Origin of the sequence: Isoptericola sp. 178, from assembly GCF_030586525.1 — a bacterium.
GTDB classification, from domain to species: domain Bacteria; phylum Actinomycetota; class Actinomycetes; order Actinomycetales; family Cellulomonadaceae; genus Isoptericola; species Isoptericola sediminis.
In genome coordinates, this window is the sequence record NZ_JAUQYN010000005.1 from 109,663 (window position 1) to 136,402 (window position 26,740).

At 74.0% G+C, this 26,740-nt stretch carries 24 protein-coding genes and 1 pseudogene; 11 read left to right on the plus strand and 14 right to left on the minus strand.

Going from position 1 to position 26,740, the window contains the following annotated elements; all coding sequences use genetic code 11:
* Nucleotides 1-61: 61 nt before the first annotated feature.
* From Q6349_RS14615 to Q6349_RS14625, 3 genes are read right to left on the minus strand one after another with little or no spacing between them, the layout of a single operon-like run.
* On the minus strand, nt 62-1,672 hold the full coding sequence (locus tag Q6349_RS14615; protein ID WP_304604713.1) for a PQQ-binding-like beta-propeller repeat protein: 1,611 nt from the start codon (nt 1,670-1,672) through the stop codon (nt 62-64).
* A gap of 45 nt (nt 1,673-1,717) precedes the next feature.
* Nucleotides 1,718-2,959 carry an ABC transporter permease gene (locus Q6349_RS14620; protein ID WP_304604714.1) on the minus strand — a complete coding sequence of 414 codons (1,242 nt, stop codon included), beginning with the start codon at nt 2,957-2,959 and terminating at the stop codon, nt 1,718-1,720.
* Entirely contained in the window at nt 2,956-3,843 is an 888-nt protein-coding gene (locus tag Q6349_RS14625) for an ABC transporter ATP-binding protein (protein ID WP_304604715.1), read from the minus strand. Before Q6349_RS14625 ends, Q6349_RS14620 begins: the two co-directional genes overlap by 4 nt.
* Before the next feature lie 207 nt (nt 3,844-4,050).
* Between Q6349_RS14625 and Q6349_RS14630 the strand changes: the two genes are divergently transcribed.
* A complete protein-coding gene (locus Q6349_RS14630) occupies nt 4,051-5,040 on the plus strand; it encodes a type IV toxin-antitoxin system AbiEi family antitoxin domain-containing protein (RefSeq protein ID WP_304604716.1) in 990 nt (329 codons plus the stop codon).
* A gap of 136 nt (nt 5,041-5,176) precedes the next feature.
* Here the strand turns inward: Q6349_RS14630 and Q6349_RS14635 are convergent, their stop codons facing one another.
* From Q6349_RS14635 to Q6349_RS14650, 4 genes are all read right to left on the minus strand, one after another.
* Nucleotides 5,177-5,872: a response regulator transcription factor gene (locus Q6349_RS14635; protein WP_304604717.1), complete on the minus strand. Its 696-nt coding sequence runs from the start codon at nt 5,870-5,872 to the stop codon at nt 5,177-5,179.
* On the minus strand, nt 5,869-7,248 hold the full coding sequence (locus tag Q6349_RS14640) for a sensor histidine kinase (RefSeq protein WP_304604718.1): 1,380 nt from the start codon (nt 7,246-7,248) through the stop codon (nt 5,869-5,871). Before Q6349_RS14640 ends, Q6349_RS14635 begins: the two co-directional genes overlap by 4 nt.
* Nucleotides 7,249-7,338: 90 nt before the next feature.
* On the minus strand, nt 7,339-8,103 hold the full coding sequence (locus tag Q6349_RS14645; RefSeq protein ID WP_304604719.1) for a potassium channel family protein: 765 nt from the start codon (nt 8,101-8,103) through the stop codon (nt 7,339-7,341).
* Nucleotides 8,100-9,419 (minus strand): YibE/F family protein, encoded by a 1,320-nt coding sequence (locus tag Q6349_RS14650; RefSeq protein ID WP_304604720.1) that lies wholly within the window; start codon nt 9,417-9,419, stop codon nt 8,100-8,102. The genes Q6349_RS14645 and Q6349_RS14650 overlap by 4 nt, the downstream gene beginning before the upstream one ends.
* 60 nt (nt 9,420-9,479) lie before the next feature.
* Between Q6349_RS14650 and Q6349_RS14655 the strand changes: the two genes are divergently transcribed.
* Complete coding sequence (locus Q6349_RS14655; protein WP_304604721.1) at nt 9,480-10,493, plus strand: DMT family transporter; 1,014 nt, start codon at nt 9,480-9,482, stop codon at nt 10,491-10,493.
* A gap of 216 nt (nt 10,494-10,709) precedes the next feature.
* Here Q6349_RS14655 and Q6349_RS14660 read toward each other — a convergent pair whose 3' ends face one another.
* From Q6349_RS14660 to Q6349_RS14675, 4 genes are all read right to left on the minus strand, one after another.
* Nucleotides 10,710-11,519 (minus strand): type II CAAX prenyl endopeptidase Rce1 family protein, encoded by an 810-nt coding sequence (locus tag Q6349_RS14660; RefSeq protein WP_304604722.1) that lies wholly within the window; start codon nt 11,517-11,519, stop codon nt 10,710-10,712.
* Nucleotides 11,520-11,551: 32 nt separating this feature from the next.
* Nucleotides 11,552-12,205, minus strand: coding sequence for a heme oxygenase (biliverdin-producing) (locus Q6349_RS14665; RefSeq protein ID WP_304604723.1), 654 nt, complete (start codon nt 12,203-12,205; stop codon nt 11,552-11,554).
* A 61-nt stretch (nt 12,206-12,266) separates the two neighbouring features.
* Nucleotides 12,267-13,445, minus strand: coding sequence for an RNA polymerase sigma factor (locus Q6349_RS14670; protein WP_304604724.1), 1,179 nt, complete (start codon nt 13,443-13,445; stop codon nt 12,267-12,269).
* Nucleotides 13,446-13,483: 38 nt separating this feature from the next.
* Nucleotides 13,484-13,897 (minus strand): YciI family protein, encoded by a 414-nt coding sequence (locus Q6349_RS14675; protein ID WP_304604725.1) that lies wholly within the window; start codon nt 13,895-13,897, stop codon nt 13,484-13,486.
* 217 nt (nt 13,898-14,114) lie between these two features.
* Here Q6349_RS14675 and Q6349_RS14680 point away from each other — a divergent pair, with 217 nt between their 5' ends.
* The 6 genes and pseudogenes from Q6349_RS14680 to Q6349_RS14705 all read left to right on the plus strand — a co-directional run bounded on the left by Q6349_RS14680 (nt 14,115) and on the right by Q6349_RS14705 (nt 20,802).
* Nucleotides 14,115-14,291 carry a hypothetical protein gene (locus Q6349_RS14680; RefSeq protein ID WP_304604726.1) on the plus strand — a complete coding sequence of 59 codons (177 nt, stop codon included), beginning with the start codon at nt 14,115-14,117 and terminating at the stop codon, nt 14,289-14,291.
* Between the two features lie 62 nt (nt 14,292-14,353).
* A pseudogene (locus tag Q6349_RS14685) lies at nt 14,354-14,860 on the plus strand (ATP-binding protein); the annotation flags it as partial.
* 329 nt (nt 14,861-15,189) lie between these two features.
* Nucleotides 15,190-17,298: a response regulator transcription factor gene (locus Q6349_RS14690; protein ID WP_304604727.1), complete on the plus strand. Its 2,109-nt coding sequence runs from the start codon at nt 15,190-15,192 to the stop codon at nt 17,296-17,298.
* A gap of 28 nt (nt 17,299-17,326) precedes the next feature.
* Entirely contained in the window at nt 17,327-17,902 is a 576-nt protein-coding gene (locus tag Q6349_RS14695) for a DinB family protein (RefSeq protein ID WP_304604796.1), read from the plus strand.
* A 19-nt stretch (nt 17,903-17,921) separates the two neighbouring features.
* Entirely contained in the window at nt 17,922-19,175 is a 1,254-nt protein-coding gene (rlmC, locus tag Q6349_RS14700) for a 23S rRNA (uracil(747)-C(5))-methyltransferase RlmC (RefSeq protein ID WP_304604728.1), read from the plus strand.
* Between the two features lie 130 nt (nt 19,176-19,305).
* Nucleotides 19,306-20,802, plus strand: a complete 1,497-nt coding sequence (locus Q6349_RS14705) for a M20/M25/M40 family metallo-hydrolase (protein ID WP_304604729.1) — start codon at nt 19,306-19,308, stop codon at nt 20,800-20,802.
* Between the two features lie 62 nt (nt 20,803-20,864).
* On the opposite strand, the gene Q6349_RS14710 is transcribed toward Q6349_RS14705, so the two are convergent.
* Nucleotides 20,865-22,154: a zf-HC2 domain-containing protein gene (locus Q6349_RS14710; protein WP_304604730.1), complete on the minus strand. Its 1,290-nt coding sequence runs from the start codon at nt 22,152-22,154 to the stop codon at nt 20,865-20,867.
* Nucleotides 22,155-22,286: 132 nt separating this feature from the next.
* Between Q6349_RS14710 and Q6349_RS14715 the strand changes: the two genes are divergently transcribed.
* A complete protein-coding gene (locus tag Q6349_RS14715; RefSeq protein ID WP_304604731.1) occupies nt 22,287-23,378 on the plus strand; it encodes an aromatic acid exporter family protein in 1,092 nt (363 codons plus the stop codon).
* 32 nt (nt 23,379-23,410) lie between these two features.
* On the opposite strand, the gene Q6349_RS14720 is transcribed toward Q6349_RS14715, so the two are convergent.
* A complete protein-coding gene (locus Q6349_RS14720; protein WP_304604732.1) occupies nt 23,411-24,478 on the minus strand; it encodes an ornithine cyclodeaminase in 1,068 nt (355 codons plus the stop codon).
* A complete protein-coding gene (gene ddaH, locus Q6349_RS14725) occupies nt 24,475-25,377 on the minus strand; it encodes a dimethylargininase (RefSeq protein WP_304604733.1) in 903 nt (300 codons plus the stop codon). The genes Q6349_RS14720 and ddaH overlap by 4 nt, the downstream gene beginning before the upstream one ends.
* Before the next feature lie 116 nt (nt 25,378-25,493).
* Between ddaH and Q6349_RS14730 the strand changes: the two genes are divergently transcribed.
* On the plus strand, nt 25,494-25,937 hold the full coding sequence (locus Q6349_RS14730) for an Lrp/AsnC family transcriptional regulator (RefSeq protein WP_304604734.1): 444 nt from the start codon (nt 25,494-25,496) through the stop codon (nt 25,935-25,937).
* A gap of 40 nt (nt 25,938-25,977) precedes the next feature.
* A complete protein-coding gene (locus tag Q6349_RS14735; protein ID WP_171246234.1) occupies nt 25,978-26,601 on the plus strand; it encodes a vitamin K epoxide reductase family protein in 624 nt (207 codons plus the stop codon).
* The last annotated feature ends 139 nt before the right edge of the window (nt 26,602-26,740 follow it).

Below are 26,740 nucleotides of genomic sequence, written 5' to 3' on the forward strand. Positions count from 1 at the left end.
CAATCTACCGCCGCAGCAGCAGGCTCCCGCCGCCGGCCGCTCGGCCGCCGGCCCGCAGACCCTACGGCGACAGGCCGACCAGTGCGGCGTCGGCGGTCTCGACCTGCACCCCGTCGACCGTCTCGACGAAGCCGCTGCCCGTCGCGTCGACGAGGACGGGTCGCCCGGCCACGACGGAGACGCTGCCGTAGCGGGCGTCCACGGTGGTGCTCCACACCGTCCGGCCGTCGTCGAGGTCGACCGCGACGAGATCGGTCTGCGGGCCGCCGGTGACGGTCAGCAGCGCGATCGAGCCGTCGGTGGCGGCGCCGTGCACCCCGCCGTGGTCACCGGGCGACAGGTCGTCGCGGGTCCACCGGACGTCACCCGTCCCGAGGTCGACGGCCGACACCGCGCCGTCGTCGAACAGCAGCACGGCGACCCCGTCGGCACGTGCCAGGTAGCTGTGGACCCGGACCTCCTCGGCGTCGGCCGTCCACAGCCGGTCGCCGTCGCCCACGCCCGCCAGACGTCCCTCCTCGACCAGGACGAGTCGCGGCCCGGTCGTGCCGTCCACGACGGCCGTCTCGAGGACGGCTCCGGGGATGGTGCGTTCGACGTCGCCCGAGGCGTCCACCACACGCGTCCCGCCCTCGACGGGCTGCAGGAACCCTCCGTCGACCGACGGATACCGCACGGGCTCGGACCGCTCGCCGTCGGGGCTCAGCGCGACGGACTCCCGACACACCGAGAGGTGGACCTCCCCGCCCCAGACCCAGAGGGTGGGCGCCACGTGGAGCGTCGAGCTGCCGTCCGGGCCGTCGCTCGTGGCACAGCCCGCCAGGTCCTCGGCGGTGCGGAGCTCGAGCGTCGCCTCGCCCCGGACCTGCCCGGTCAGGGCGTCCTCGACCCGGACCGTCGGGTCCTGCCAGTGCCCCTCGGAGCGGGCCCGCGCCAGCTCCGCGACGGGGTCGGTCGGGTCGAGCGCCAGACCGTGCGTCGCGCGTTCGAGCACGGCGATCGTCCCGTCCTGCGCCGGGAGGATCTGCGGTGCGTCCAGGTCCCAGATCTCGCGACCCCAGTTGGCGAAGCCCAGGTCGCGTTCCCCGAGCACCACGCCCGTGGCGTCCAGCACGGTCGCGGTGCGTTCGCCCGCGCCGTGCACGCACACGAGCGTCTCCGACGGCGTGACCGCGGCTCCGGTCGTTCTCGAGCCGCACTCGGCGAGCGCGCCCAGCTCGTGGCGCCACACCTCGTCGCCCGTGGCGCCGTCGACCCCGAGCACGTCGGCCCCGTCGCGGGTGGCGACGACACCGTCCGGGAGCACCGCCAGGACACCGTCGTCGGTCTCCACCCGCCACGTCTCGTGCAGCGGCGCGGAGAGGTCCGCGACCCCGCCCGGCATCGCGGCCATGTGCTCCGCGTGCGCGGCGTCGGCCCGGGCGTCGAACGCTGCGATCCCGGCCGCCGCCCCGACGACGGCGACGGTCGTCACGCCGACGATCCCGACCTGCAGCCGACGAGGTGTCGCCCGCCAGCGTGCGCGGACCGGACCGCCGACGTGCCGGCCGAACCAGCCGGGCACGGCGTGCTCGCTGTCCGGTCCGGCGTCGGCCGTCGCTCCGCCGTCCCCGGGACCGCCGTCGTCGTCGGCGACGAGATCGAACCGGACGCGGTCAGGCGGTGGGGACATACCCGGCAATCTATCCGTCACGATCGCCTCAAGAGAACCCCTTGACTAGTTCTGCGGGCGCAGCGCCTGCCGCCAGGACACCCGGCCACCCGTCTGCAGCAGCGACCCGCGGAACGCCCGCTCGGAGACCAGCAACGCCGCCGCGGCGAACCCGGCCAGGAGCACCAGCGAGACCACCGGTTCCCACCACGCCGCGTCCCGCGCCAGCACCCGGGCCGGCATCGCCACCACCGACGCGATCGGCACGTACGACAGCACGGTGAGGAACGCGCCCGAGGCGGAGAACGTCACGAAGTAGACGCCCATCACCAGGAAGGTCATCGGCGTGGCCGTGTACTGCAGGTCCTCGGCGCGGCTGGCCAGGGCCCCGGCGACCGCGTACAGGGCCGCCAGCGCCAGGAACCCGACCGTGAAGAACACGACGAACCAGATCAGCGACGTCGACAGCGCCGGCAGCGCCATCGAGACGGGGCTCGCCGAGACCGCGACCAGGCCGATCCCCGCGAACAGCAGGTTCTGACCCACGGCGATGACCGAGCTGCCCAGGATCTTGCCGGCCAGCAGCTGACGCAGCGGGATCGCGGTGGCGATGATCTCCACGAGTCGGGACTGCTTCTCCTCGACCACGGAGCTGGCGATCATGTTGCCCGAGGTGATCGCCCCCGCGAAGAACAGGAACGACAGCGCGAGGGTCGCGAAGAAGAGCGCCTGCTCACCGACGGCGTCGGGTTTCAGGGCCTCGGTGGTCAGCTCGGCGCCGGCCGACAGCTCCGTCACCGAGGTGCCGGCCGCCTCGGCGTTCGCCGCCACCACCTGCTGCTCGACGGCGGCGGCCACGAACCGCTCCACGGACCCGCCCGGCTCACCCTGGCCGGCGAGCACCCAGCCGTCGTCGCCCGGATGCAGCCAGGCGTCGGCGTCACCGGCGGCGAGCGCCCTCCGTGCCGCGTCCGCGTCGGCCACCTCGAGGACGTCGATCTCGTCGTTCCCGCCCTCGCCGGCGGCCAGCTCGCCGGCGGACGTCACCGCCGTGACGGCGGCGGTGTCGTCGCTGCTCACCGCGACGGTGGTGGTGTCGACCCGGTTGGCCTGCCAGGCGAAGAACGCCGCGAGAGCGACGATGACGACGAGCGAGACGACGAGGCCGACGACGAAGGCCCGGTTCATCGCGCGGGTGACGATCTCGCGCTGCATCACCAGTCGCCAGGCGCCCCGGGTGCCCTCGTCCGGCCGTCCGGGCGACGAGTCCGCGGCGAGGCGTGTCGGTTGCTGCGTGGACATGGTCATGAGGTCACCTCGCGGTAGATCTGGGCCAGGGACGGGCGGACCGGGGAGAGCTCGCGCACGGTGCCCCGCTCGACCGCCGCGGCGAGCAGACGCCGGGCCGCCTCCTCGTCGGCGAGCTCCAGCAGCGCCGTCGCGCCGTCCACGTCGACGGCGTGCACACCCGGCACGCCCCGGACCCAGCCGGCGTCGCCGCCGAGCACCAGCCGGTGCCGCACGGTGCCCGTCTCCTGCAGCTCGGCGGGGGTCCCGTCCGCCACGACCCGGCCGCCGCGCAGGATGACGAGCCGCTCGCACAGCCGCTCGACGAGGTCGAGCTGGTGGGAGCTGAACAGCACCGGCACCCCCCGTGCGGTGTGCCCGCGCAGCAGGTCGACCATGTCGTCCACGGCCGCGGGGTCGAGCCCGGAGAACGGCTCGTCGAGGATCAGCGCCCGCGGCCGGCCCATGAGCGCCGCCGTGATCTGGACACGCTGCTGGTTGCCGAGGCTCAGCTTCTCCACGTGGTCCTTGGCGCGGTCGGCCAGGCCGAGGCGGTCCAGGTGCTCCAGGGCCTCGGCGCGCGCCGTGGCGGCCGGGATGCCGCGCAGCCGCGCGAGGTAGACGAGCTGGTCCAGCGCCGGCTGCTTCGGGTAGAGGCCGCGTTCCTCGGGCATGTAGCCGAAGGTGCGGCGGTCGGCCCGGGTGACGGGGTCGCCGTCGAACAGCACCTCCCCGGAGGTGGTGGCGAGGACCCCCATCATCATCCGCATCGTGGACGTCTTGCCGGCGCCGTTCGAACCGACGAACCCCGTGAGCATCCCGCCACGGGCGGCGAAGGAGACGCCGTCGACCGCGCGCAGGTCGCCGAAGGTTCTGGTCAGGTCCCTGACCTCGAGTGTGGACATGCGACTCACGCTACGGGCGCGGTGCCGGTCGCGGATCCGCCGTGAGGAGGACCTGCGCGCCTCCGTCGTGCGGGCGAGATCGCCGCGTCGTCGGCGACGTCGTCCGCGGTCATCGATCGGCGATGGATGCGTGACCGAGCACGTCGGGGTGGTCACATCCTGTGGACGACGTGCCCGGCGATTCCTTCCACCTGGTCTGCTGGGGCGATGCCGTCACCCCCGCTGGTCGTCCCGCAGCGTGCTCGACGGATCGCGGCCCGGCAGGAGGGACTGCTCTCGACCGACCAGTGCAGGTCGTCCGGCATCACCCGTCAGCAGGCGGCGCGCCTGGTCGCCCAGGGGCGCTGGCGCCGCCCGGTCCGGGGCGTGTACGACACCGGAGTCCCCGGGGAGCCGGGACGGGACCGCCTCGACCGCGCGCGTCGACGGGCCGCCCTGCTCGGCCCGCTGGCGTGCCCCGGCACCGTGGCCACCGGTGTCGCCGCGCTGGTCCTGCACGGCGTCCAGGGGGCACCGGTCGAGGTCCGGTCGGAGGTCACGGTCCCGGACGGGTCCGCACGCCGCGGCCCCGGCCCCGTCCGTGTCCGTCGGCTGCGGCTCCGTCGCTGGGCGGAGGTCGACGGCATCGCCTGCGCCCTGCCGGAGGACGCCCTGGCCCACGCGGTCCCGACGCTGCCGAGGTACCGCGCCGTCGCGATGATGGACTCGGCGGGCCACCGAGGTCTCGTCTCACGCGCTCTCCTGGACCGCGCCCGGGAGAAGTCCGGCGACCTCGCCGGGTCGGCCGCGCGCCGGCCCTGGTGGGACGAGTGCGACCCGCGCGCCGAGTCGCCGGCCGAGACCTGGGCACGCCTGAGCTGCGCCGACGCCGGCGTCGCGCCGGACGCCCTGCAGCTGCGGCTGGTCGGGGAGTCCGGGCGGGTCGTGGCCCGCGTCGACCTGGCGTGGCTGCTTCCCGACGGGAGCGCGCTGCTGGTCGAGATCGACGGGCGTGATGCCCACACCGGGCCGGAGGCCCTCGTCGCCGACCGGATCCGTCAGAACCGGATCGTCGGACGGCGGTCCCTGGTCCGCCGGTACACGGGGCGTGAGGCCTGGAACGGCACCGTCGCCCGGGAAGTGGCCCGACTCCTGGCCGCGGAGGGCTGGCACCCGCACCGGGTCCCGACGGACCATCGCTTCGTCCTGCCGAGGTGACGGGACAGCTGCCGGTCGACGACGGCCCTGGCCAGCCGTCGCCTCCGGAGCGCTGACCGGGCACGTCGTCACCCACGCACGGCCCTCGGCGACGACGCGGAAGGTCAGGCATCACCGGCTGATGGCTGACCGTCCACTACGCCGGATCCGGCCCGTCCTGCAGACCGTGCCGGTGGACGTAGACGACCGCCTGGACCCGGTCGCGCAGGTGGAGCTTGGACAGCACGTTGGACACGTGGGTCTTGACGGTCGCCTCGCCCAGGTACAGCTCGGCGGCGATCTCCGCGTTGGACAGCCCGCGCCCCACCTGCACCAGCACCTCGTGCTCCCGGGCCGTCAACCGGTCCAGACCCGGGGCCGACGGCGGCGTGACGGCGTCCCGGACGGCCGGTGCCTGCGCCGGGCCGGCGGCGCCCCGGGCCACCATCCGCTCCACGACCCGCCGCGTCACCTGCGGCGACAGCAGCCCGTGGCCGTCGGCGACGGTGCGCACGGCCTCCACGAGATGGTCGGCGTCGGCGTTCTTGAGCAGGAACCCCGACGCACCGGCGGCCAGGGCGTCGAAGACGTAGGCGTCGTCGTCGAACGTCGTGAGCACCAGCACGCGGGAGAGGTCCTCCGCGACGATCCGGCGGGTCGCCTCGATCCCGTCCATCACCGGCATCTGGACGTCCATGAGCACGACGTCGGGACGCAGCTCGCGGGCCGCCGCCACGGCGTCGATGCCGTCCCCTGCCTCCCCGACGACGTCCAGGTCGTCCTCGAGGGCCAGGATGAGCCGGAATCCCGACCGCACCAGCCGCTGGTCGTCCACGAGCAGCACCGAGGTCACGACGCGTCCTCCGGGAGGGGGAGCCGCACGCGCACCCGGTAGCCGCCGGTCACCCGCGGGCCGATCTCGGCCACTCCGTGGTGGGCGGCGACGCGCTCCCGGAGCCCGACGAGCCCCAGCCCGGTGCCGGACGACCCCGGCCGTGCGCGACCGTCGTCGAGCACCTCGACCTCCGCGAAGCCCGCCGAGGCACCGGTCCCGCCGCCGTCCCGGCGGTCCACCCGGACCGTGACGGACGCCCTCCGAGCCGTCGAGTGCTTGCGCACGTTGGCCAGTCCCTCCTGGACCGTCCGGTAGAGACTCAACGCCAGCGGGGCGGGGACGTCGGCCTCCGCCCCGGAGGGTTCCGCGACCAGCGCGTAGGCGACGTCCAGCCCGTCCTCGGCGGCGGCCAGCGCGGGGATGTCCGGCAGCCCCGGCCCGGGCGAGCGCCCGCCGGTGTCGTCGGCACCGGCCGCGTCGGTGCCGGTGTCCCGCAGGGTCCCCACGAGCCCCCGCATCTGGGTCACCGCCTCCCGGGAGGCGGACTCGATCACCGCCAGCGGCACCCCGGGGTCCTGCGCGGCGGTGTCGCCCTTCGCCAGCAGCCGGCGGGCCGCCGCGGCCTGGATGCCGATGACCGAGACGTGGTGGGCGACGACGTCGTGCAGCTCCCGGGCGATGCGCAGCCGGTCCGAGACGACGGCGCGCCGCTGCAGCTCGGCGGACTGCCGTTCGATCGTGGCGGTCTGCTCGCCGAGCTGGCGGCGACGCCGCGCGGCGTTCCAGGACACCTGGCCGATCGCGATCGCACCGAGGAAGTACGCGATGTTGATCAGCCACACGTTGGCGACCATGGCGACGATCGGGTCGACGGAGCCGGGCGGCTCGTCGAGGAGTCCCTGCGACTCGGCGGCCTGCTGCAGTCCCGAGCCCACGGCGATCTCCCACAGGAGCCAGGTGAACATCGCCAACAGGCAGACCCCGACGACGACCACCATCGCCTGGCGGTCCCGCGCCCAGGCGACGGCCGAGTACAGCGCGACGAAGTAGACCGCCTGGAGCACCACCGTCATCGGGATCGTCGGGACCGTGAGGCCCACCACCAGGAAGTGCGCGTAGACGACCACGAGGACCGTCAGGGGATACCGGCGGCGCACGACGAGGGGCAGCGCCCCGGCCGCCGACAGCACGGCCACGAGCCACGCGGGCGTCCCCGCCTCGATGATCCCGGCCGAGCGCGCCAGCTCGGAGCCGCCCACGGCCAGCACGACGAGGGCGAGACCGAGCCACACGTCATGCCGGCGCGACAGGACCGGGTCGGTCGGGGTGCGTTCGAAGTCGGCGTCGAGACCGAACCACTCGGCGATCAGCTCGGTAGGGCGCAGGCGCGGCATCCGTCCAGCGTACGGAGGAGCGCCGCCCGGGCGCCTCCCCCGCGCGACGGAGGCACGCCGGGCAGCGGGGCCCCGGCCGCCGAGGCCACCTCAGCCGCGTCGGTGCTGCACGCGGTTGGCGGCGAGGCTGACGATCATGGCCACGAAGACCACCAGGTAGACCTGACCGATGACGGCCTCGCTGGTGGCCAGCAGCCGGCCCGCCGCGTTCTCCGCGGCGAGGTCCCCGTACCCGAGCGTCGTGATCGTCGTCAGCGAGAAGTACATGAACGCCGTGCTCGGCTCCTCCTGCCCGAAGAACGGCGTCGAGGAGACCGCGTCGGCGGTGATGAACGCGTAGTAGTACGCGACGGCGATCAGCACGTACGCCGAGACGGCCCCGAGCACCGTGGCCAGGGAGACGACCCGGTGGTAGAGCAGGCGACGCACGACCAGCACCGGGGCCATCGCGGCGATGATCGCCAGCAGCGGAGGCACCGACGTCAGGGTGTCGGGGGTGTTCAGCACCAGCACGATCGTCAGGGACAGCACGAACAGCAGGCCGAGCACCAGGTAGAGCCACCGCCGCGGCCGCGCACGCAGGCCGGCCGCACGCAGGGCCAGCACGAAGGTCGCTCCCACCGTCACCGTCGTCGCGAGCCCCGCCAGGGCCGGTCCCAGCTCGCCTCCCGGGGCCGACCGGATGTCCACGAGCGACAGCAGCACGACCGTCAGGGCGCTCAGGGCGAGGAGCAGGCCGAACCGGTCGACCCAGCGGGAGTGCGGGTCGAACCGGGGGTCGTCGGGCGCCACGGGCTGCGGCCGGCGCGGGAAGAAGCCCTCGTGCGGCGCGTCGGGGTCGACGTCGCCGGTCACGGCTGCTCAGCCCCGGGATCTGGTCGGCTCGGCACGGCGCCCTCCGATGTCGGGTGCGACCCATCGTGGCCGACCTCGCCACCCGTCGCCAGGGCACGGCCGGTCGGGACCGTGACGGCGGCGATCGCCGTCGTGATCGGGATCGCCAGCACCAGGCCGATCGACCCCACCAGGGTGCGCACGACCTCCTCGGCGATCTCCCCCGAGGTCAGCGTCGTCAACGGCGTCTGGTCCAGCAGCCACACCGTCAGCAGCAGGGGCAGGGCGGCACCGACGTAGGCGAACGCGATCGTGTAGACGGTCGAGGCGATGTGGTCGCGCCCGATCCGCATCGCCCGGGCGAACAGGGCCCGTCGCGGGGCCGACGGGGCCAGCGCCCGCAGCTCCCAGACGGCCGACGCCTGCGTGATCGTCACGTCGTTGAGCACACCCATGCCCGCCAGCACGAGACCGCAGAGCGCGATGCCGCGCAGGTCCACCCCGGGGGCGATGACGGGCAGGTTCTGCGCGACCTCCTCCGAGGCCCCCGTGATCTGTGCGGCGCCGGTGGCCCACGCTCCGATCCCGGCGGTCAGGGCCAGACCTGCCAGGGTCCCGAGCAGCGCGACGGTGGTGCGCGCCGTCAGGCCGTGGGCCAGGTAGAGCACGGCCAGCATCACCGCCGACGAGGTCACCAGCGCCACGCCCAGCGCGTTCTCCCCGGAGAGCAGCGCGGGGAAGGTGAAGGTCACGAAGACGCCGAAGGCCACCGCGAGCCCCGCGAGCGCCGCCAGGCCCCGCCACCGGGCCACGAGCAGCACGACCAGCACGTACGCGGCCGCCAGGAGCGCGAACGGGACCTCCCGCTCGTAGTCCATGAAGACGTAGGGGACGGGGGTCTCGGCGAAGTCGCCGATGTACAGCGCCACGACGGCGTCGCCGGGTTCGAGCGCGAACCGTGGTTCCGCCTGCATCCCGGAGGTGGTCCCGTCGGGCAGCCGGATCGCGACGTTGCCGGTGGTCGAGTCCTCCGTGGTCGGCCAGGAGGCGTCACCGGCGGCCTCGCCCTCGAGCGGGCCGACGACGGTCGCGGACACCAGCTCGCTCCCCTCGACGACGACGGGCACCCGGTCGGGCACGTCGGCGGCCGAGGGCCACAGCTGCCACAGCCCCAGGGCGGTGGCGACGAGGGCCGGAAGGACCAGGAGCGCGAGCACGACCCGTGTCCGCAGCGGGGCGGGCGGGGCCGGGCCTCCGTGACCGTGCCCGTGCCCACCGCCGGTCACGGTGGTCAGCTCGGCGGTCCGGGCGTGCCGGGCGCCGATGTCGGTCGTCACGCCCGGCATCCTGCCACGGCGCGCTCGGGCGTTCCGCACCCCGCGCCGTACACTCCGCGGGTGACCACCCCTGCCCCGGTGCGCAACGTCGGCACCGTCGCCGGCGTCGCGGCCGCCGTGCTGGGCGGTCTGGCGGCCGCCACGCAGTCCCGGGTCAACGGGACCCTGGCCACCGAGGTCGGCAGCGGTTTCGGGGCGGCCGTCGTCTCCTTCGGCTCGGGGCTGCTCTGGCTGACGGTCGCGGTGCTGTGCTGGCCCGCGGCGCGCACCGCCCTCGGTCACGTCCGCACCGCCCTGCGCACCGGGGGGCTCCGCCCCTGGGAGGTGCTGGGCGGACTCGGCGGCGGGTTCTACGTCGCGGCCCAGGGCCTGACCGTCTCCTCCCTCGGCGTCGCGCTGTTCATGGTGGCGATCGTGGCCGGGCAGTCCGTGAGCTCGCTGGTCGTGGACCGGCTCGGGCTCGCCCCGGGCGGGGTCCGGCTGGTCACCGTGGGCCGCGCCGTCGGCCCGGCGCTGACCGTGGTCGCCGTCGCGGTCGCCGTGTCCGGGTCGGTGGACCGCGTCGAGGATGTGTGGCTGGCCGTGATCCCGCTGCTCGCCGGGATCTTCCAGGCCTGGCAGCAGGCGATGAACGGGCGGGTGCGGGGTGCGGCCGTCCCGGCGGCCGCACCGGGGGCACCGCCGTCGTCCACGTTCCCCGGGGTGGCGGCGGCGACGTTCATGAACTTCCTCGTCGGCACGACGGCGCTGGTGGTCGCCTTCGCCGTGTCGGTGCTGGTGGGCGGGTGGCCGGAGGGCGCGCTGCCGACGCGCTGGCCCCTGGACCTCGTGCTGTACTCCGGCGGGCTGCTCGGCATCGTGTTCATCGCGATCCAGGCAGCCGTGGTGCACCGCATCGGCGTGCTGCTGCTCGGTCTGGGGCTCATCGCCGGGCAGGTCGTCGGCGCGCTCCTGCTCGACGTCCTCGTCCCCGGGGCCGCGGCTCCCGGTGCGGCCATGTACGTCGGCGCCGCCCTGACCCTGGTGGCGGTCGCCGTCCCGCTCGTCGAGTCGCGGCTCCGGCGCCGACGCTGACCACGCACGCTGGTAGAGCTCACGGTAGGTGTTCGGCTGCTGCTTGCCGACACCGGCCGCGTCGTCGATCTCCAGGCCGTCGAAGCCCTGCGGGATGTCGTTCGAGAAGGCGTACCCGTTGTCGTAGTGCGCCGACCACGACCCGCCGAGGATCAACCGCTCGGCGGACAGCGGGCCCCGGTCGAACCAGGCGATCTCCGTCGGGTTCGTGGCGGGTCAGGGAGCCGTCACGAAGATGTCGAACAGCTCCGGGTGGTGGCCGTGGACCAGCACCGCGAAGACGACCGCGTCGAAGAGCAGGTGCACGGTGACCACGTACGGCAACGACTTGTACCGGGCGAAGATCCAGCCCTGCACCAGCGCGAACGGGATCGTCAGCAGCGGCCCCCACTCGCGGTAGCCGAGCTCCCACAGGAACGACACGAACACCGTGGCCTGGAGCAGGTTGGCCGCCTGCAGCGGGAAGTGACGGCGCAGCAGCGCGAACACCGTGCAGATGAAGAACAGCTCGTCCCAGATGCCGACCGCGTTGACGCCGACGAACAGCCTCCCGATCGCACCGTCCTCCTCGAGCGGCGGCCAGTTCAGGTACGCCCCGGAGGACAGGAAGTACCAGGGCAGCACGAGGTAGCCGACGACGACCACGACCACCAGGTACAGCCACTGCCCGCGGGTCCACCGGCGCCCGGTGAGGACGGGGAACTGCACCGCCCCCTTGCCGTCGTCGTCGCGGAACACGTAGCGGGACAGCGCCCAGGGCACCAGGACCGCCAGCGACAGCGCGACCGTGAACCTCGCCATGCCGGCGTCGGACAGGTCCGCCTGCAACGAGATCGACGAGACGATCGTCATGCCGAGCGCGATGAGCGCCAGGTCCCGCCCGAGGAGGCGGTCGACCACGAACCCGAGGACGACCCCGGCCAGCAGCGGCACGTAGCCGAGCGGGCGCACATGCACGGCGAACAGGAGCACCGCGGCACCGCACACGAGCACGGCAGCGCTGTAGCGGGCGAGGACGGCGGTCATGCCGGGCACCCTAACGGTGCGGACGGGCGACGTCAGGGCGCCGGGTGCGCGTCGCCGAGCTCGACGAACACGGCGCGGTTGAGGCGGAACGCCTCCTGGGCCTCCGCGACGGCCGTCGCCGTCTCGTCAGGGGTCAGCGCGAGGTCGTCGAGCCGGGCCCGGTACAGGTCCTTGAACGGCTTGAGCCGCGGGATCGCGGGGAAGTCGTAGAACTCCAGGCCGTCGGCCCCCATGCCGTAGTGGCGCTGCATCATCCGCTGCACGATCTGCCCGCCCGAGAGGTCGCCCAGGTAGCGGGTGTAGGCGTGGGCGGCGTACTCCGGCACCCGGGTCCCGACGTCGTGCAGCCGGGCGACGTAGGTCGCGGTGGCCGGCAGCACCCGGATCTCGTCCCGCCAGGCCGGTCCGCGCAGGAACGTCAGGTCGCGTTCGATGGCCGGGACGCGCCTCAGCTCGTCGAACACCAGGCCCGTGCCGCGCCGATCCTGGCGCACGGTCTCGCCCACCTGCTCCAGGGCGGTGTACACGGCGTGCTGCTGGGCGGCCAGGTCGGCGTAGGCGTCCACGTCGAGCCGACCACCCAGGAGCAGGGAGACGAAGCCTTCGCTCTCGGCCCGCTCGTGCTCCTCGCGCGTGCCGTCGCGCAGCAGGGCGGAGAGGGTGCGCTCCGGGGCGACGACGGGCATGGGACCTCCACCGGGACGGATGGTGACGACGTGTCGGGACCCCTCCACGATAGCGCAGCACTTAGGTATACCTATCCTCCACCGGCGGCGCGACCGCGCGGTCCTCGGGGGCGTTCCGCAACGCTGCTGCCCGACGCAGCAGGTGGTGCCGCTCCGGCACGGACGTGGCCGTCCAGGCAGCCCGTGCGTACAGGTCCGCCGCCAGCACCCGCGCACCGGCGAGCTCGTGCAGGTACGCCTCGACGGCGACCCGTCGTGGCACGTCCGGGGCGACGGCGTCGAGAGCCCGGAGCCCGGCGGGTGGACCGTCGGCGTGCCCGACGGCGACCGCCCGGTTGAGGCGCACCACCGGGGAGTCCGCGAGCGCCACGAGCTCGTCGTACCACTCGAGGATCTGCATCCAGTCGGTCTCCGCGGCGGTCGCCGCGTCGTCGTGCAGCGCCTGGATGGCCGCCTGCACCTGGTACTCCCCCAGGCGGTCCCGGGCGAGCGCGGCCTGCAGCAGCCGCACCCCCTCGGCGATCGCCGCGGTGTCCCAGGCCGAGCGGTCCTGCTCGGCGAGCGGCACCAGCTCGCCACGCCGCGTCCACCGGGCCGCGCGACGCGCGTCGGTGAGCAGCATGAGGGCGAGCAGGCCGGCGACCTCCGGGTCGGCCGTGGCGACGGCGAGCTGCCACGTCAGCCGGACGGCCTCCCTGGCCAGGTCCACCCCGCCCGTGTGCCCCTCGGTGAACATCACGTACAGCACGCGCAGGACGTTCTGTACATCACCTGGCCGGTCGAACGTCTCGCCGGCGACGGTGCGCTTCGCACGGCTGATCCGCTGGGCCATCGTGGCTTCCGGGACCATGTACGCCCGCGCCACCTGCGCCGTCGTCAGCCCGCCGACCGCGCGCAGCGTCAGCGCCACGGCCGAGGCCGGGCTCAGCGACGGGTGGCAGCACCGGCTCAGCAGCAGCAGCGTGTCGTCGTCCTGCTCGGTCGGGCCCTGTCCCGGGGCGGCCGTCACCTGCTCCTCGCGCCGTCGTCGGGCCTCGTCCGCGCGCCGGGCGTCGAGGAACCGGCGCCAGGCCACGGTGACGAGCCAGGCGCGCGGGTCGGCCGGGAGGTCGGCGGGCCAGCGACGTGCGGCCTCGACCAGCGCCTCCTGGACGCTGTCCTCCGCGGTGGCGAAGTCCGCGCCGCGCCGCACGAGCGCGCCGAGGACCGGCGGGCCGAGCTCGCGCAGGAGCCCGGCCACGTCCGTCCGGTCCGCGGCCGCTCCGTCGCCCGGGCCGGTCACTCCGCCCCGGCCGGCGCGTCCTGCAGGAACGGGCGCACCTCGATCCACTCCTCCAGCGGCAGCCCACCGGGTCCGGGCGCCGACGACAGGAACGCCGCCGCCTCGTGCGCCCGCTCGGTCGAGTCGACGTCGATGATCATCCACCCGGCGATCACGTCCTTGGTCTCGGCGAACGGTCCGTCGGTGACGGGCGGGCGCCCCTCGCCGTCGAACCGCACGAACGTGCCCTCCGGGGACAGCGCCTGGGCGTCGACGAACTCACCACGCTCGGTGAGGACGTCGATGACGTGGTCCATGAACGCGATGTGGTCGGACACCTCCTGCGGCGTCCAGCGGTCCATCGGCTGCACCGCGTTCGGCCGCTGCTCCGGGCCGCCGCGGTAGTGCTTGAGCATCAGGTACTTCGTCATGGTCGTCTCCTTCGTCCGGGGTCCTTCGTCGATCGTGCCGACACCCGGGGGACGGAGCCACCGGACGGTTCTCGACATCCCGGGTACCTCAGGCGGTGAGGCGGGACGTCTGAGGTGCCCGGAGAGCGGCAGGACCGGTCGTTCGGACGATCCGCCCCCGGGCACCTCAGGGGCACCGTCGGGGGTGTCAGGACGACGCACGACGAGGAGCGAGATCATGTCCCAGCTGTTCGGTCCGGCCCTGGAGGCCGAGCTCGCCTACCGGCGCGAACGCGCCGCGCAGGCCTACCACGCCCCGACCTGGTGGGATCGGTGGCGCACCCGGCGGGCCACCCGGGGCCCTGCGGCACGACCGGTCCGGGTCCGTGCCGGGGCACACCACCAGCCGGCGTGACCGCGGCAGGGCCGGGGGCCGTCGACGACCGTGCCCGAGATGTCGGGGGCGGGTGGGACGATATGGAGGTGAGGCGCTCGTCGCAGGTTCCTCTGGTCGGCCGGGAGTCACAGGTCGCCGGGTTCCGCCGTGCCTACGACCGCGCGGCCGTCGGACGGCCGGGCGTGCTGGTCGTCTCCGGCGATGCCGGCGTCGGCAAGACGCGCCTGGTCACGGACCTCGCCGCGACGGCGGACCGTGCCGGTGGGCACGTGGTGGTGGCGCACTGCGTCGACCTCGGCGAGATCGGCATCCCCTACCTGCCCTTCACCGAGGCGCTCGGCCTGCTCCGGGCCCCCGCCGCGTCCGACGACGACGTGGCCGGCCGCGTGGCGCGGCTGATCGCCGGGCGGCCCGCGCTGGCCCGCCTGCTCGGGCCCGGTGACGACGAGCCGCCGTCGTCCGGTCGCGACGACCAGGCCGAGCGGCTCCCGCTGCTGGACGGGATCGCGGGCGCGCTCGCGATCGCCGGCCGCCCGGGCGCACCGCTGGTGCTGGTCGTCGAGGACCTGCACTGGGCCGACCCCTCCACGCGGGACGTGCTCCGGTTCCTCGTCGCCCGGATGCGGACCGAGCACCTGCTGCTCGTGCTCACCTACCGCAGCGACGACGTCGACCGCCGGCACCCGTTGCGCCCGCTGCTCGCCGAGCTGCACCGCATGCAGCCGGTCGAGCACGTCGAGCTCGACCCGTTCACCCCCGACGAGCTGCGGACCTTCACCACGGCCGTGCACGGCGAGCCGCTGCCCGAGGCGGACTTCGCCGAGGTGCTGCGCCGGTCGGAGGGCAACGCGTTCTTCGCCGAGAGCTGCTCGCCGCGGACGCGTCGCCCGGCACCCTGCCGTGGACCCTCGCCGACATGCTGCACGCCCGGATGCAGCACCTCGACCCCACCGTGCAGCAGCTCGTGCGTCTCGCCTCGGTCGCCGGCCGCCAGGTCCGCGAGGACCTGCTGCTGGCGGTGGCGGCGCGCACCCCCGGGCTCGACGGGCCCGGCGCGGCCACGGCCGCGCTGCGCGACGCCGTCGCCCGGCAGGTGCTCACGGTCGAGGGCGTCCACGTCACCTTCCGTCACGCCCTGCTGGCCGAGGCGCTGGCCCTCGACCTGCTGCCGGGCGAACGGGCCACGACCCATCGCACCTACCTCGCCACCCTGTCCGAGCGGCCCGACCTGGGGTCGGCCGCCGAACGGGCCCACCACGCCCGGCAGGGGCACGACCTGCCGACCGCGCTGGCGGCGTCCGCGGAGGCGGCCGACCGGGCCCGCGAGCTGCTGGCCCCCGGCGAGCAGCTGCGGCACCTGGAGAACGTCCTGTCGTTGTGGGAGTCCGTGCCGGACGCCGCCGGGCTGATCGGGGCGGACCGCGTCGACGTGGCGCTGGAGGCGGCCGGGGCCGCCTCGCGCGACGGGCGGCCGACGCGCGCCGTCCAGCTGGCCGAGGGCGCCGTGACCTCCCTCGACGACAGCCCGCGACGGCAGGCCGCGCTGCGCCACGTCGTCGCCCGCTACCAGCTGGAGCTCGACGACCTCGACGAGGCCGCCCGGCAGACCGACCTGGCCCTGACGGCGCTCGGGGCGGAGCCGACGGCGGAGCTCGCCGCCACCCTCGCCACCCGGGGCCGCATCGAGCTCAACCGGGACGAGGACGACGTCGCACGGGAGTTCCTGGAACGTGCCGTGGCGGTCGCCCGCGCCGTCGACGACCCGGTGCCGGAGACCGACGCGCTGACGTCGCTCGCCGTCCTGGAGGTCGGCGATCCCGACGAGGCGGCGCGGCTGCTCGAGGCGGCACGGGACCGCGCCGTCGCGGCGGGCAGCCTGAGCACCGAGCTGCGCTGCTGGTTCAACCTCGTCTCGACCCGGTACTACGCGGGCCAGCTGGACGCCGCCGAGGACGTGCTGCGCGCCGGGCTGGCCCGCGCCCGGGAGACCGCCACGGATCGCGGATCCTACGGCCTGGCGATGCGGGAGCTCGCCGAGCTGCTGCGCTACGTGCGCGGCGACCTGAGGGCGGGCGAGAGCGGACCGGGCCCGGGGGCGGCTCCGACCGTGGCACCCGCCGGGCTGTACGCGGCGGTCGCCCGCGGCGACGCGGACGCCCTCGGCCGGGCCGCCGCGCTGCGCCAGGACGGTGAGATCGACGGGTTCGTCCTGCTGATCGCCGGTGGCTGCGGCGTCGACGCCCTGACCTGGGCCGGGAGGTACGACGAGGCGGTGGAGCTGGCCGGCGACGTCGCCGAGCGGCTCGGCACCGTGTGGAGCATGTACTTCCTCGGCCGGATCTGGATCTCCGCGCTCGCGCTGGCGGCCCTGGCCGGCGCGGCGGAGGAGGCCACGGCCGGTCGGGGCGACGCGGCACAGGCCGAGCGCCGGCGGCGCGGCGACGAGCTGCGCACGATCGCCCGGCGGACGGCCGAGCGGGGCAGACCGCGCGGGGGCGTCCTCGGCCCCGAGGGGCGGGCGTGGCTGCAGCGGGCGGAGGCCGAGCACGCCCGGCTGGTGGCGGCCACGGGCGGCGACCCCGCCGACCCGGAGGTCTGGGAGGCCACCGTGCAGGAGTTCTCCTACGGCTACCGCTACGAGGTGGCCCGTTCTCGGCTGCGCTGGGCCCAGGCGCTCTTCGCAGCCGGTGAGCGCGACACCGCGGAGCTGGAGACCGCCGAGGCCCTGCACGAGGCGGAGGCCATGGGTGCGGTGCCGCTCGTCGAGGCGACCCGCGCGTGGGCCCGACGCGCACGGGTGGCCCTGCCCGGCGTGCGACGCCAGACCGGGCTGCTGACCGACCGGGAGGAGGAGGTCCTCGCGCTGGTCGCCGAGGGGCTGTCCAACCGCCTCATCGGCGAACGCCTCTACATCACCACCAAGACGGTCAGCGTGCACGTCTCCAACATCCTGGCCAAGCTCGGGGCGTCGCGTCGCGCCGAGGCCGTCGCGGTCGCCACGCGCCGCGGTCTGCTCACCCTCTGACCGCCGGAAGGACACCGCCGTGACCACGATGGACACCCGGGAGATGCTGCTCCACTACCTGCACGACGCGCGCGAGGCCCTGGTGTGGAAGACCGAAGGACTCTCCGAGCGGGAGCTCCGGATGCCACGCACCACCACGGGCACCAACCTGCTCGGGCTGGTCAAGCACGCGGCCAGCACGGAGGTCGGCTATTTCGGGGAGGTCTTCGGGCGGCCGTGGCCGACGCCGGACGAGATCGCGTGGACCACCCGCTTCGACACCGAGCCCAACGGGGACTTCTTCGCGACCACCGACGAGTCGGCGGAGCAGATCCTCGACCTCTACCGCCGCGTCGCGGCCTTCGCCGACGAGACCATCGAGTCGCTGCCGCTCGACGCCCCGGGGCACGTGCCCTGGTGGGGCGACCGTGGCGACGTCACGCTCGAGCGGGTCGTCGTGCACGTCCTCGCCGACCTGCAACGGCACGCCGGCCACGCCGACATCCTCCGTGAGGGCATCGACGGCGCCGTCGGGCTGCTCCCCCGGAGCACGAACATCCCCGACGTCGACCAGGCGGCGTATGTCGCCCGGCTGCGCGCGATCGCGGAGCAGTTCCCCGCCTGACCCGGGCGACAATGGGTCGGTGCAGTGCCCCCACTACGACGCCGGCCGGTGCCGGTCGTGCACCCTCATCGAGATCCCGCGCCCCGAGCAGGTCCGCGACAAGGAGTCGCACGTGCGCGAGCTGCTCGCGGGGTACGACGACGTCACCTGGCTGCCGCCCGTCGTCGGCCCGGAGAGCGGGTTCCGCAACAAGGCGAAGATGGTGGTCACCGGCACCGTCGACGACCCGGTGCTGGGGATCGTGGGACCCCCCGGACCGTACGCCGGGCAGAGCGTCGACCTCACCGACTGCGGCCTCTACCCCGCCGCGCTCCAGGCCTCCTTCGGCCCCCTCGCCGCGCTCGTCACGCGGGCCCGGATCCAGCCGTACGACCTGTCGCCGCCCGACGCCGGCGCCGACGGCGCCGCGCGCCGGCGACGGGTCACCCCCCGGGACGCCGCCCGGCGTGGCGAGCTCAAGCACGTGCTGGTCACCCTGTCGCCCGACGGCGAGCTCATGGTGCGGCTCGTGCTGCGCTCCACCGAGGCGGTGGACCGGATCCGCAAGCACCTGCCCTGGCTGCACGAGCAGCTCCCCGGGCTGGCGGTCCTGAGCGTCAACGTCCAGCCCGCGCACGCCGCCGTGCTCGAGGGCGACGAGGAGATCGTGCTCACCGAGCGCTCGACGCTGCCGATGCGCGTGGACGGGATCACCCTGCACCTGCGACCGCAGAGCTTCTTCCAGACGAACACGGGCGTCGCGGCGGCCCTGTACCGGCAGGCACGCGCCTGGGTCGACGAGATCGGGCCGACCTCGCTGTGGGACCTGTACTGCGGGGTCGGCGGCTTCGCGCTGCACGTCGCCGCGCCGGGTCGGGCCGTCACCGGGATCGAGATCTCCGCGGAGGCCGTCGCCTCGGCGACCACGACGGCGACCGAGCTCGCGACCCTGCCTCCCGACGCGGTCGTCGGCGACCACGACGCGGCCTGGTGGCGGGACGCCGTGCGGGACGTGCGGTTCGTCGCCGGCGACGCGACGGACTTCGCGCTCGGCACCGGGAACGACCCGCAGCTGGTCGTGGTGAACCCGCCGCGGCGCGGCATCGGCGCCGGCCTGGCCCGCCGCCTCGAGGATTCGGCGGTGCGGCACGTCCTGTACTCGAGCTGCCGCGCGAGCACGCTCGCCCGCGACCTGGCCGAGATGCCGTCGCTGCGGCCGCGGCGGGCGGTGCTGCTGGACATGTTCCCCCAGACCTCCCACTTCGAGGTGATGGTCCTGCTCGAGCGGATCTGAGCGCGTGTCGGTAGTGACGTAGATCACCCTGAGGCTCTAGTGTCGCGGGCAACCGCACCCGCATCCGCGCGTCGTGCACGGGTGGACAGGGGGCCGACCGGCCCCGGGTGCTCGACCTGGAGGTTGATTCGTGCGCAACAAGCTCCTCACGCCAACCGTCGCGTCCGTGGCCCTGACCGGGCTCCTCGGCGCGGCGCTCCTGGCACCGCCCGCCACCGCTGCACCCCCCGAGATCCCGGGCCGCGACCTGGCCAAGAAGGTCACCGGCGAACGGGTCTGGGACCACCTGGAGGCCTTCCAGGAGATCGCCGACGAGAACGGTGGCAACCGCGCCATGGGCACCCCCGGCTACGAGGCGTCCGGCGCCTACGTCGAGTCGGTGCTGCAGAAGGCCGGCTACGAGACCGAACGGCAGTACTTCGAGGTCGAGCAGTTCAGCGTCCTCGACCTCACCGTCGAGGTGCCGGGCGTCGAGCTCGAGCCCCGTCCGATGAGCTACTCCACCTCGACCCCGGACGACGGCGTCACGGGGATGCTGGTGGAGCCGTCGGTCGTCACCGGCTGCGCGGCCGGCGACTGGGGCGGCATCGACGCCACGGGCATGATCGCCCTCGTCTCGCGCGGCGGCTGCACGTTCGCCGCCAAGTCGCTCAACGCGGCCGCGGCGGGTGCCGAGGCCGTCATCATCTACAACAACGCCGCGGGCGCCCTCAACGGCACCCTCGGCGGCCCGGACGCGAACTTCGCACCGACCGTCGGCGTCACGCAGGCCGAGGGCGACCTCATCCTGCAGGCGTGGGAGGCGAACCCGGACCTCGAGGTGTTCTTCGACCTGCAGACCTCGCTCGAGACCAAGGAGACCTTCAACGTCCTCGCCGAGACGCGCACGGGCCGTGACGACAACGTCGTCATGCTCGGCGCCCACCTCGACAGCGTGGACGAGGGCGCCGGCATCAACGACAACGGCTCCGGCTCCGCGGCGATCCTCGAGACCGCCGTCCAGCTCTCCAAGGGCGGCCCGCTGAACAACAAGGTCCGCTTCGCCTGGTGGGGCGCCGAGGAGCTCGGCCTGCTCGGCTCGTGGCACTACATCGAGGACCTCTACTTCAACAGCCCGGAGGAGCTCGAGGACATCTCGGCCTACCTCAACTTCGACATGATCGGCTCGCCGAACTACACGATCGGCGTGTACGACGCGAACGAGTCGACGTTCGAGGCCCCGGTGACCGTGCCGGACGGGTCGGTCGCGGTGGAGTCGATCTTCACCGACTACTTCGACGGTATCGACCAGCCGTGGGTCGACTCCCCGTTCTCGGGCCGTTCCGACTACCAGGCGTTCATCGAGGTCGGCATCCCCGCCTCGGGCCTGTTCACCGGCGCGGACGGCGTCAAGACCGAGGAAGAGGTCGACATGTTCGGCGGGACGGCCGGCATCCTGCTCGACCCGAACTACCACACCCCCGCCGACGACATCGACAACGTGTCGATGGAGGCCCTCGACATCATGTCGCGGGCGATCGGTCACGCAGCCCAGCAGCTGGCGTGGAGCACGGAGGACGTCAACGGTGAGGTGGGCGGCGGCCCGGGCAACGCCCCGGAGCCGCCCGGCAAGGGCCTGCGCCGCTGAGCGCAGCGAGGACACCACGGACCGGGGCGGTCCCGCATCACGCGGGGCCGCCCCGGTCCGCATCAGTCCACGGGCACGAGGAGGGCGCCCGGTGCGGACCCGCCCGGCCCGGTGACCCGCACGTCCAGGACACCCGTCGAGGACCCGCGGGTCGACACCGACCAGGAGCCGTCCGCGGCGCGCTGGACCCGCACGTTGCCGTCACGCGGTGAGACGTCGACGATCTGGCCGCCTCCCGTGGGGACCACCTGGGACGTCCCGCGTCCCGAGACGTCGAGGGCCACCGTGGTGGTGACGGGCTCGGAGGCCGGGGCCGGGGCCGACGGCGCCGACGCGGACCGGGTCGGTTCCGGGGACGGTGCCGAGGTCGTACCGGGCGACGGTCCGCGAGGCGGCGTCGAGGCGGGCGGCACCGACGCGGACGACTCCTGCGACGTCGGCTCGTCGCCCGGGGAGGACGTCGAGGCGGAGGGCGTGGGGTCCGGGTCGGGCACCGGACCCGACGAGGCCGACGACGACGGCGACGGCGAGGAGGTCGGCGACACGCCGGGCGACTGCGCCGAGGCGGAGGGGTCCGGCGACAGCAGCATCGTGACCTGGGGTGCCGGCGCCGAGGAGGAGCTCTCCATCGCCGCCGGGACCGGCAACGACGTCCCGTCGAGCGCACCGCCGCCGTCGAGCAGGGTCCCCGCCGCGATCGCGACCGCGACGACGCCGACCGCCGCGGCGACCGCCACCGTGCGCCCGACCGCGGCCGGTACCGGCCCGGGGAGGAGCCCGCGGCGCGGGCCGGGGGTGAGCGGGGCACCCAGCACGGCCGGCAACGACCGCACCGTGGGGACCGGTGCACCGCGCAGCGCGGGCGCGACGTCCTGCAGCGCCCAGGCCACCCCGCGGACCTCGACGAAGGCGCGCAGGCAGCCGCTGCAGCCGAACAGGTGGTCCTCGAGGAGCTGACGACGTCCGCCACCGAGCCGGTGCCCGACGTAGCCGGGCAGGGCGTGGCGCGTCTCCACGCACGCGCGGCGCGACCCGCCGCGGGCATGCGCTGCCGCCAGCGCCCGGGCGAACCGGTCCTCGGCGTGCCCCAACCGACGTGATGCCGACCGACCGGGGATCCCGAGCTCACGGGCCACGACCTCGAGCCGTCGGCCCGCGACGTACCGGTCCCCGAGCAGCCGCTGGTCGTCGTGCGACAGGGTCGCCAGCGCCGTCCGGACGACGTCCGGGTCGACGGTGCCGGCGGCGCCCGGGCCGTCGTCGTGGCCGGCCGCGGCCGCCGCGGCGCGCAGCTGCCGCGCCCGCTCGACGGCGCCCGACGACCGCTCGACGGCGTTCTTCCTCGCGCTCACGCGCCCTCTCCCCCTGCCGGTCGCCCCGGCGCCCGACATCCGCGCACGTCAGGGACATGATGGCAGCGCAGCACCAGGTGCTGGCAAGCCCGTGCACAGGAATTCCGGCCCGGGATCGGTTTGACTGGATCCATGCCCAGCCACGAGAAGACCCGCCCCTGGTCGCGCGTCAGCGACTGGCTCACGTCGCCCGCGAACCAGACCGACGTCCTGCAGCTCGTCAAGACGGCGTTCGCCGCGACCGCCGCCTGGGGTCTCGCCGAGTTCGCCTTCGGGCTCGAACAGGCGTTCCTGGCACCCTGGGTCGCCCTGCTCACGGTGCACCCCACCGTGGACCGCACGCTGCGACGCGGCGCGCAGACCGTGCTCGCCGTCGCCGCGGGCATCCTCATCTCCCTCGTCGTCGTCTCCGCCTTCGAGGCGACCGCGTGGTCGCTGGGCCTGGCGCTGCTGGTGGGCCTCGGCCTGAGCCGTGTGCCCTGGCTGAGGGACGAGGGCATGTACGTCGCGACCACCGTGCTGTTCGTCATCACCACGGGGTACAACCTGTCCGAGCAACGAGCGATCGCCCTGCTCCCGGACCGGTTGATCGACACCGCCATCGGTGTCGCCGTCGCGCTGCTGGTCAACCTCATCGTGTTCCCGCCGCTCAACGACTCCAGCGCGCAGCGGCAGATCGACGACGCCGACGAGCGCCTCGGGCAGCTGTTGCAGGACATGGCCGTGCAGATGGACCGGTCCTGGGACTCCCAGGAGGAGGAGGACTGGATCGAGCGCACCCGCTCCGTCCAGCGCGACGTCGACCACGCGTGGACGCTCGTGCGGCACGCGCGCGAGGCCGGCCGGTGGAACCCCCGCCGACGGGTGCATCCCGGGGAGGAGATCGGCACCTACCCGGAGGTGCTCCTGCGGCTGGAGGAGGGTGTGGCACAGACCCAGAGCATCGCGCGGCAGGTGCGCGACTCGAGCCGCGAGGCGCACGACTGGGACCCGCGGTTCCGCGACCGGTACATCGACCTGCTCAGCCAGACCGGCCGGGGGGTCGCCGACCCCGACGTCGACGTCGCACCGTTGCGCCGGGACGTCCAGCAGCTGGCCGACGACCTGTCCGACGAGGACCTGTCCGGCCGCTACTGGCCGCTGTACGGAGCGCTGATCGCCAACCTCCTGGCGATCATCGACGTCGTCGACGACGTCGCCACCGCCCGGCCCGTGCGGACCTGAGCCCGCACGGACCGGGGAGGTGGGGCCCGCCGTCAGCCCTGCGGCTGCAGCAGCGGGGTCGCGACGAGGGAGAACAGGTCCTTCGGGTCGGTCGGCTCGGCGATGAGGTCGACCTGCTGGAGCAGCTCGCGCCCGGCCGGGTCCGACCGCAGCGCGGCGTGCACGAACCGCAGCGTGGTCCAGTCCTCGACGGCGAAACCGACGGAGTCGAACACCGTGACCTGGTCCGGGTCGGTCCGGCCCGAGGCCTGGCCGGTGAGGATCTCCCACAGCTCGGTGACGGCGAAGTCGTCGGCGAGCTGCTGGATCTCCCCCTCGATCCGGGTCTGCGGGGTGTACTCCGTGACGACGGCGGTCCCCGGCGCGGTGAGGATGCTCGCCTCGAGCTCCGTCTTGCCCGGGCAGTCGCCGCCGATGGCGTTGACGTGCACGCCCGGCGCGGCGGTGGCCAGCATGGCGGCCGTGAGGACGGTCGCGTTGCGCTTGTCGGCGGTGCAGGTGGTGACGACGTCGGCACCCGCGACGGCGTCCTCGGCACTCGTCGCCTCGTGCACGTCGAACCCGAGGGCACGGGCGTTGCGGACGAACTTCTCGCGGGCCGCCGGGTCCACGTCCCAGGCACGGACCTGCGTGGCACCGAGGGCGGCGCGCATCCCGAGCGCCTGGAACTCCGCCTGCGTCCCGGTGCCGATCAGGGCGTGCGTCCGGGCGCCCGGGCGGGCCAGCGTCCGCGCGGCCAGGGCCGACGTCGCCGCGGTACGCAGGGCGGTGAGCAGCGTCATCTCCGCCAGGAACGTCGGGTAGCCGTTGTGCACCTCGGACAGCACGCCGAACGCGGTGACGGTCTGGTAGCCGCGCGTCGGGTTCAGCGGGTGGCCGTTGACGTACTTGAAGCCGTAGGTGACGTCGTCCGACGCGGGCATGAGCTCGATGACGCCGTCGCGCGAGTGCGAGGCGATCCGGGGACGCTTGTCGAGCTCGGGCCAGCGACGGAAGTCCTCGGCGAGGGCGTCGGCGAGCTCGCTGATGATGCGCTCGGGGCCGCGCTCGGCGACCCAGCGGGCAGCGGCGGCGACGTCCAGCAGGTCGACGGTGGTCATGCGCGCACCTCCGGGGCGGGACGGAGCTCGAGGGTGCAGCACTTGACGGAGCCGCCGCCCTTGAGGAGCTCGGACAGGTCGATGCCCACCGGCGTGAACCCGCGCTCCCGCAGCGCGGCGTGCATCCCGGTGGCGCGGTCGGACAGGAACACGTGCTTGCCGTCGCTGACGGCGTTGAGGCCGAGCACCTCCGCGTCGGCCTCGGTGGCGATGATCGCGTCCGGGTAGCGCTCGCGCAGCACGGCCTGGGCCTCCGGGGTGAAGGCCGCGGGGAAGTAGGCGATCTCCGGGCGGGTGCCCTCCGACGCCGTGGTCAGGACCGCGAGGGCCGTGTCCAGGTGGTAGAAGCGCGGGTCGACCAGCTCGAGGGTGACGACGTCGACGCCGAGACGCTCGGCGACCTCGGCGTGCGCGGCACGGGAGGTGCGGAAGCCGGTGCCGGCGAGCATGACCTCGCCGTCCCAGAGGAGGTCGCCCTCGCCCTCGTTCTGCTCGGCGGCCTGCCCGAGCCCGACCAGACCGTGCTGCGCGCCGGAACCGCGCAACCAGGCGTCGTAGGCGACGCCCTCGGGCTGACGCTCGGGGTGGGTGAACCGCGCGGCGAGCGCCTGACCGTTCACGACGATGCCGCCGTTGGCGGCGTAGACCATGTCGGGCAGCCCGGGCTCGGGCTCGATGACGTCGACGGTGTGGCCGTGCGCCTCGTAGGCGTCCTTGAGGGCCTGCCACTGCACGACGGCGTGACCGGCGTCCACCGGTACGGACAGGTCCATCCACGGGTTGATCGCGTAGACCACGTCGAAGTGGACGGGCGGGCACATGAGGTAGTGGCGGGCGGTCGGCGTGCGGGCGGAGCCGGTCGGCTCCGACTCGGTGACAGGCGGTGTGAGCAACGTCATGCTGCGAGGCTAGGGGGACAGACGTGAACCCGAACGGCACTTTTCCTGCACGTGGACGGTGGATATCGCACGGTTCCGTACGCTGGTCGCAACGAACCTGCGTCGAGGAGGAGTGGATGGACCAGACCAACCGCGAGATCGTGTCGATCCTGCTGCGTGACGGCCGGGCGTCGTACGCCGAGATCGGGGACGCCGTCGGGCTGTCGGCGACGGCGGTGAAGCGTCGCGTCGACCGCATGCAGGCGCGCGGGGAGATCTCCGGCTTCACGGTCCGGGTGGCGCCGGAGGAGCTCGGCTGGGGCATCGAGGCCTACGTCGAGATCTTCTGCCGCGGGAACATCTCGCCGGCGGCGCTGGAGCGGGACTTCGGACCGATCCCGGAGGTCGTGCGGGTCGACACCGTCACCGGGGAGGCCGACGCGCTGGTGCAGATCATGGCGGGTTCGATGTCCGACGTCGAGCGGATCGTGGAGTCGTTCCGGGTCAACGCCCGCGTGGACAAGACGCGGACGGCGATCGTCATGTCGCGGGTGATCGACCGGCCCGCGCGGCTGGACTGACCCGTCCGACGGCGCGGTCCGGGCTGGATAGGCTCCTGCCATGGAGCCACGCGAGATGTCGCAGCTGTCGGGTCGACGCCACTCCCGCACCTGGGTGTTCGCCGGGATGCTGTTCTCCGCGCTCATCAGCCTGACCGCCTCTCTCGTGCTGTCGATCGACGCCGTCAAGCTCGCCGGCGATCCGGGGACGGAGCTGGCCTGCGACATCAACTCCGTGCTGTCGTGCGGCAGCGTCGCCCTGTCCTGGCAGGCCCAGCTGCTCGGGTTCCCCAACGCGTTCCTCGGGCTCATCGCCGAGCCGGTGGTCATCACCATCGCCGTCGCCGGGCTCGGCGGCGTGCAGTTCCCGCGCTGGTTCATGGCCGCCGCGCAGGGGGTGTACACGATCGGCCTGCTGTTCGCCTACTGGCTCTTCGCGCAGTCGTACTTCGTCATCCACGCCCTGTGCCCGTGGTGCCTGCTGGTCACCCTCTCCACGACGGTGGTCTTCATGACCCTGCTGCACTGGAACGTCATGCAGGACAACCTCTACCTGCCCCGCCGCGTGCAGCGCTGGGCGGTCTCGATGATCCGGATCGACGCCGACGTGTACCTGACGGCGGCGTGGATCGTCCTCCTGGTCGCCGCCGTCCTGCTGCGGTACGGCAACGCGCTGCTCGGCTGAGAACGGCGTCGCGCCCTCGTGCGCACGCGCGCGACGCGCGCGCTGGTGACACGAGTGAGCGGCGTCTCGCCGGACGGCGTCCCGCCCGGTCGTCCTCGTCGCCGGTCGGCCGTATCCTGCTCTCCTCGGACGATCCATC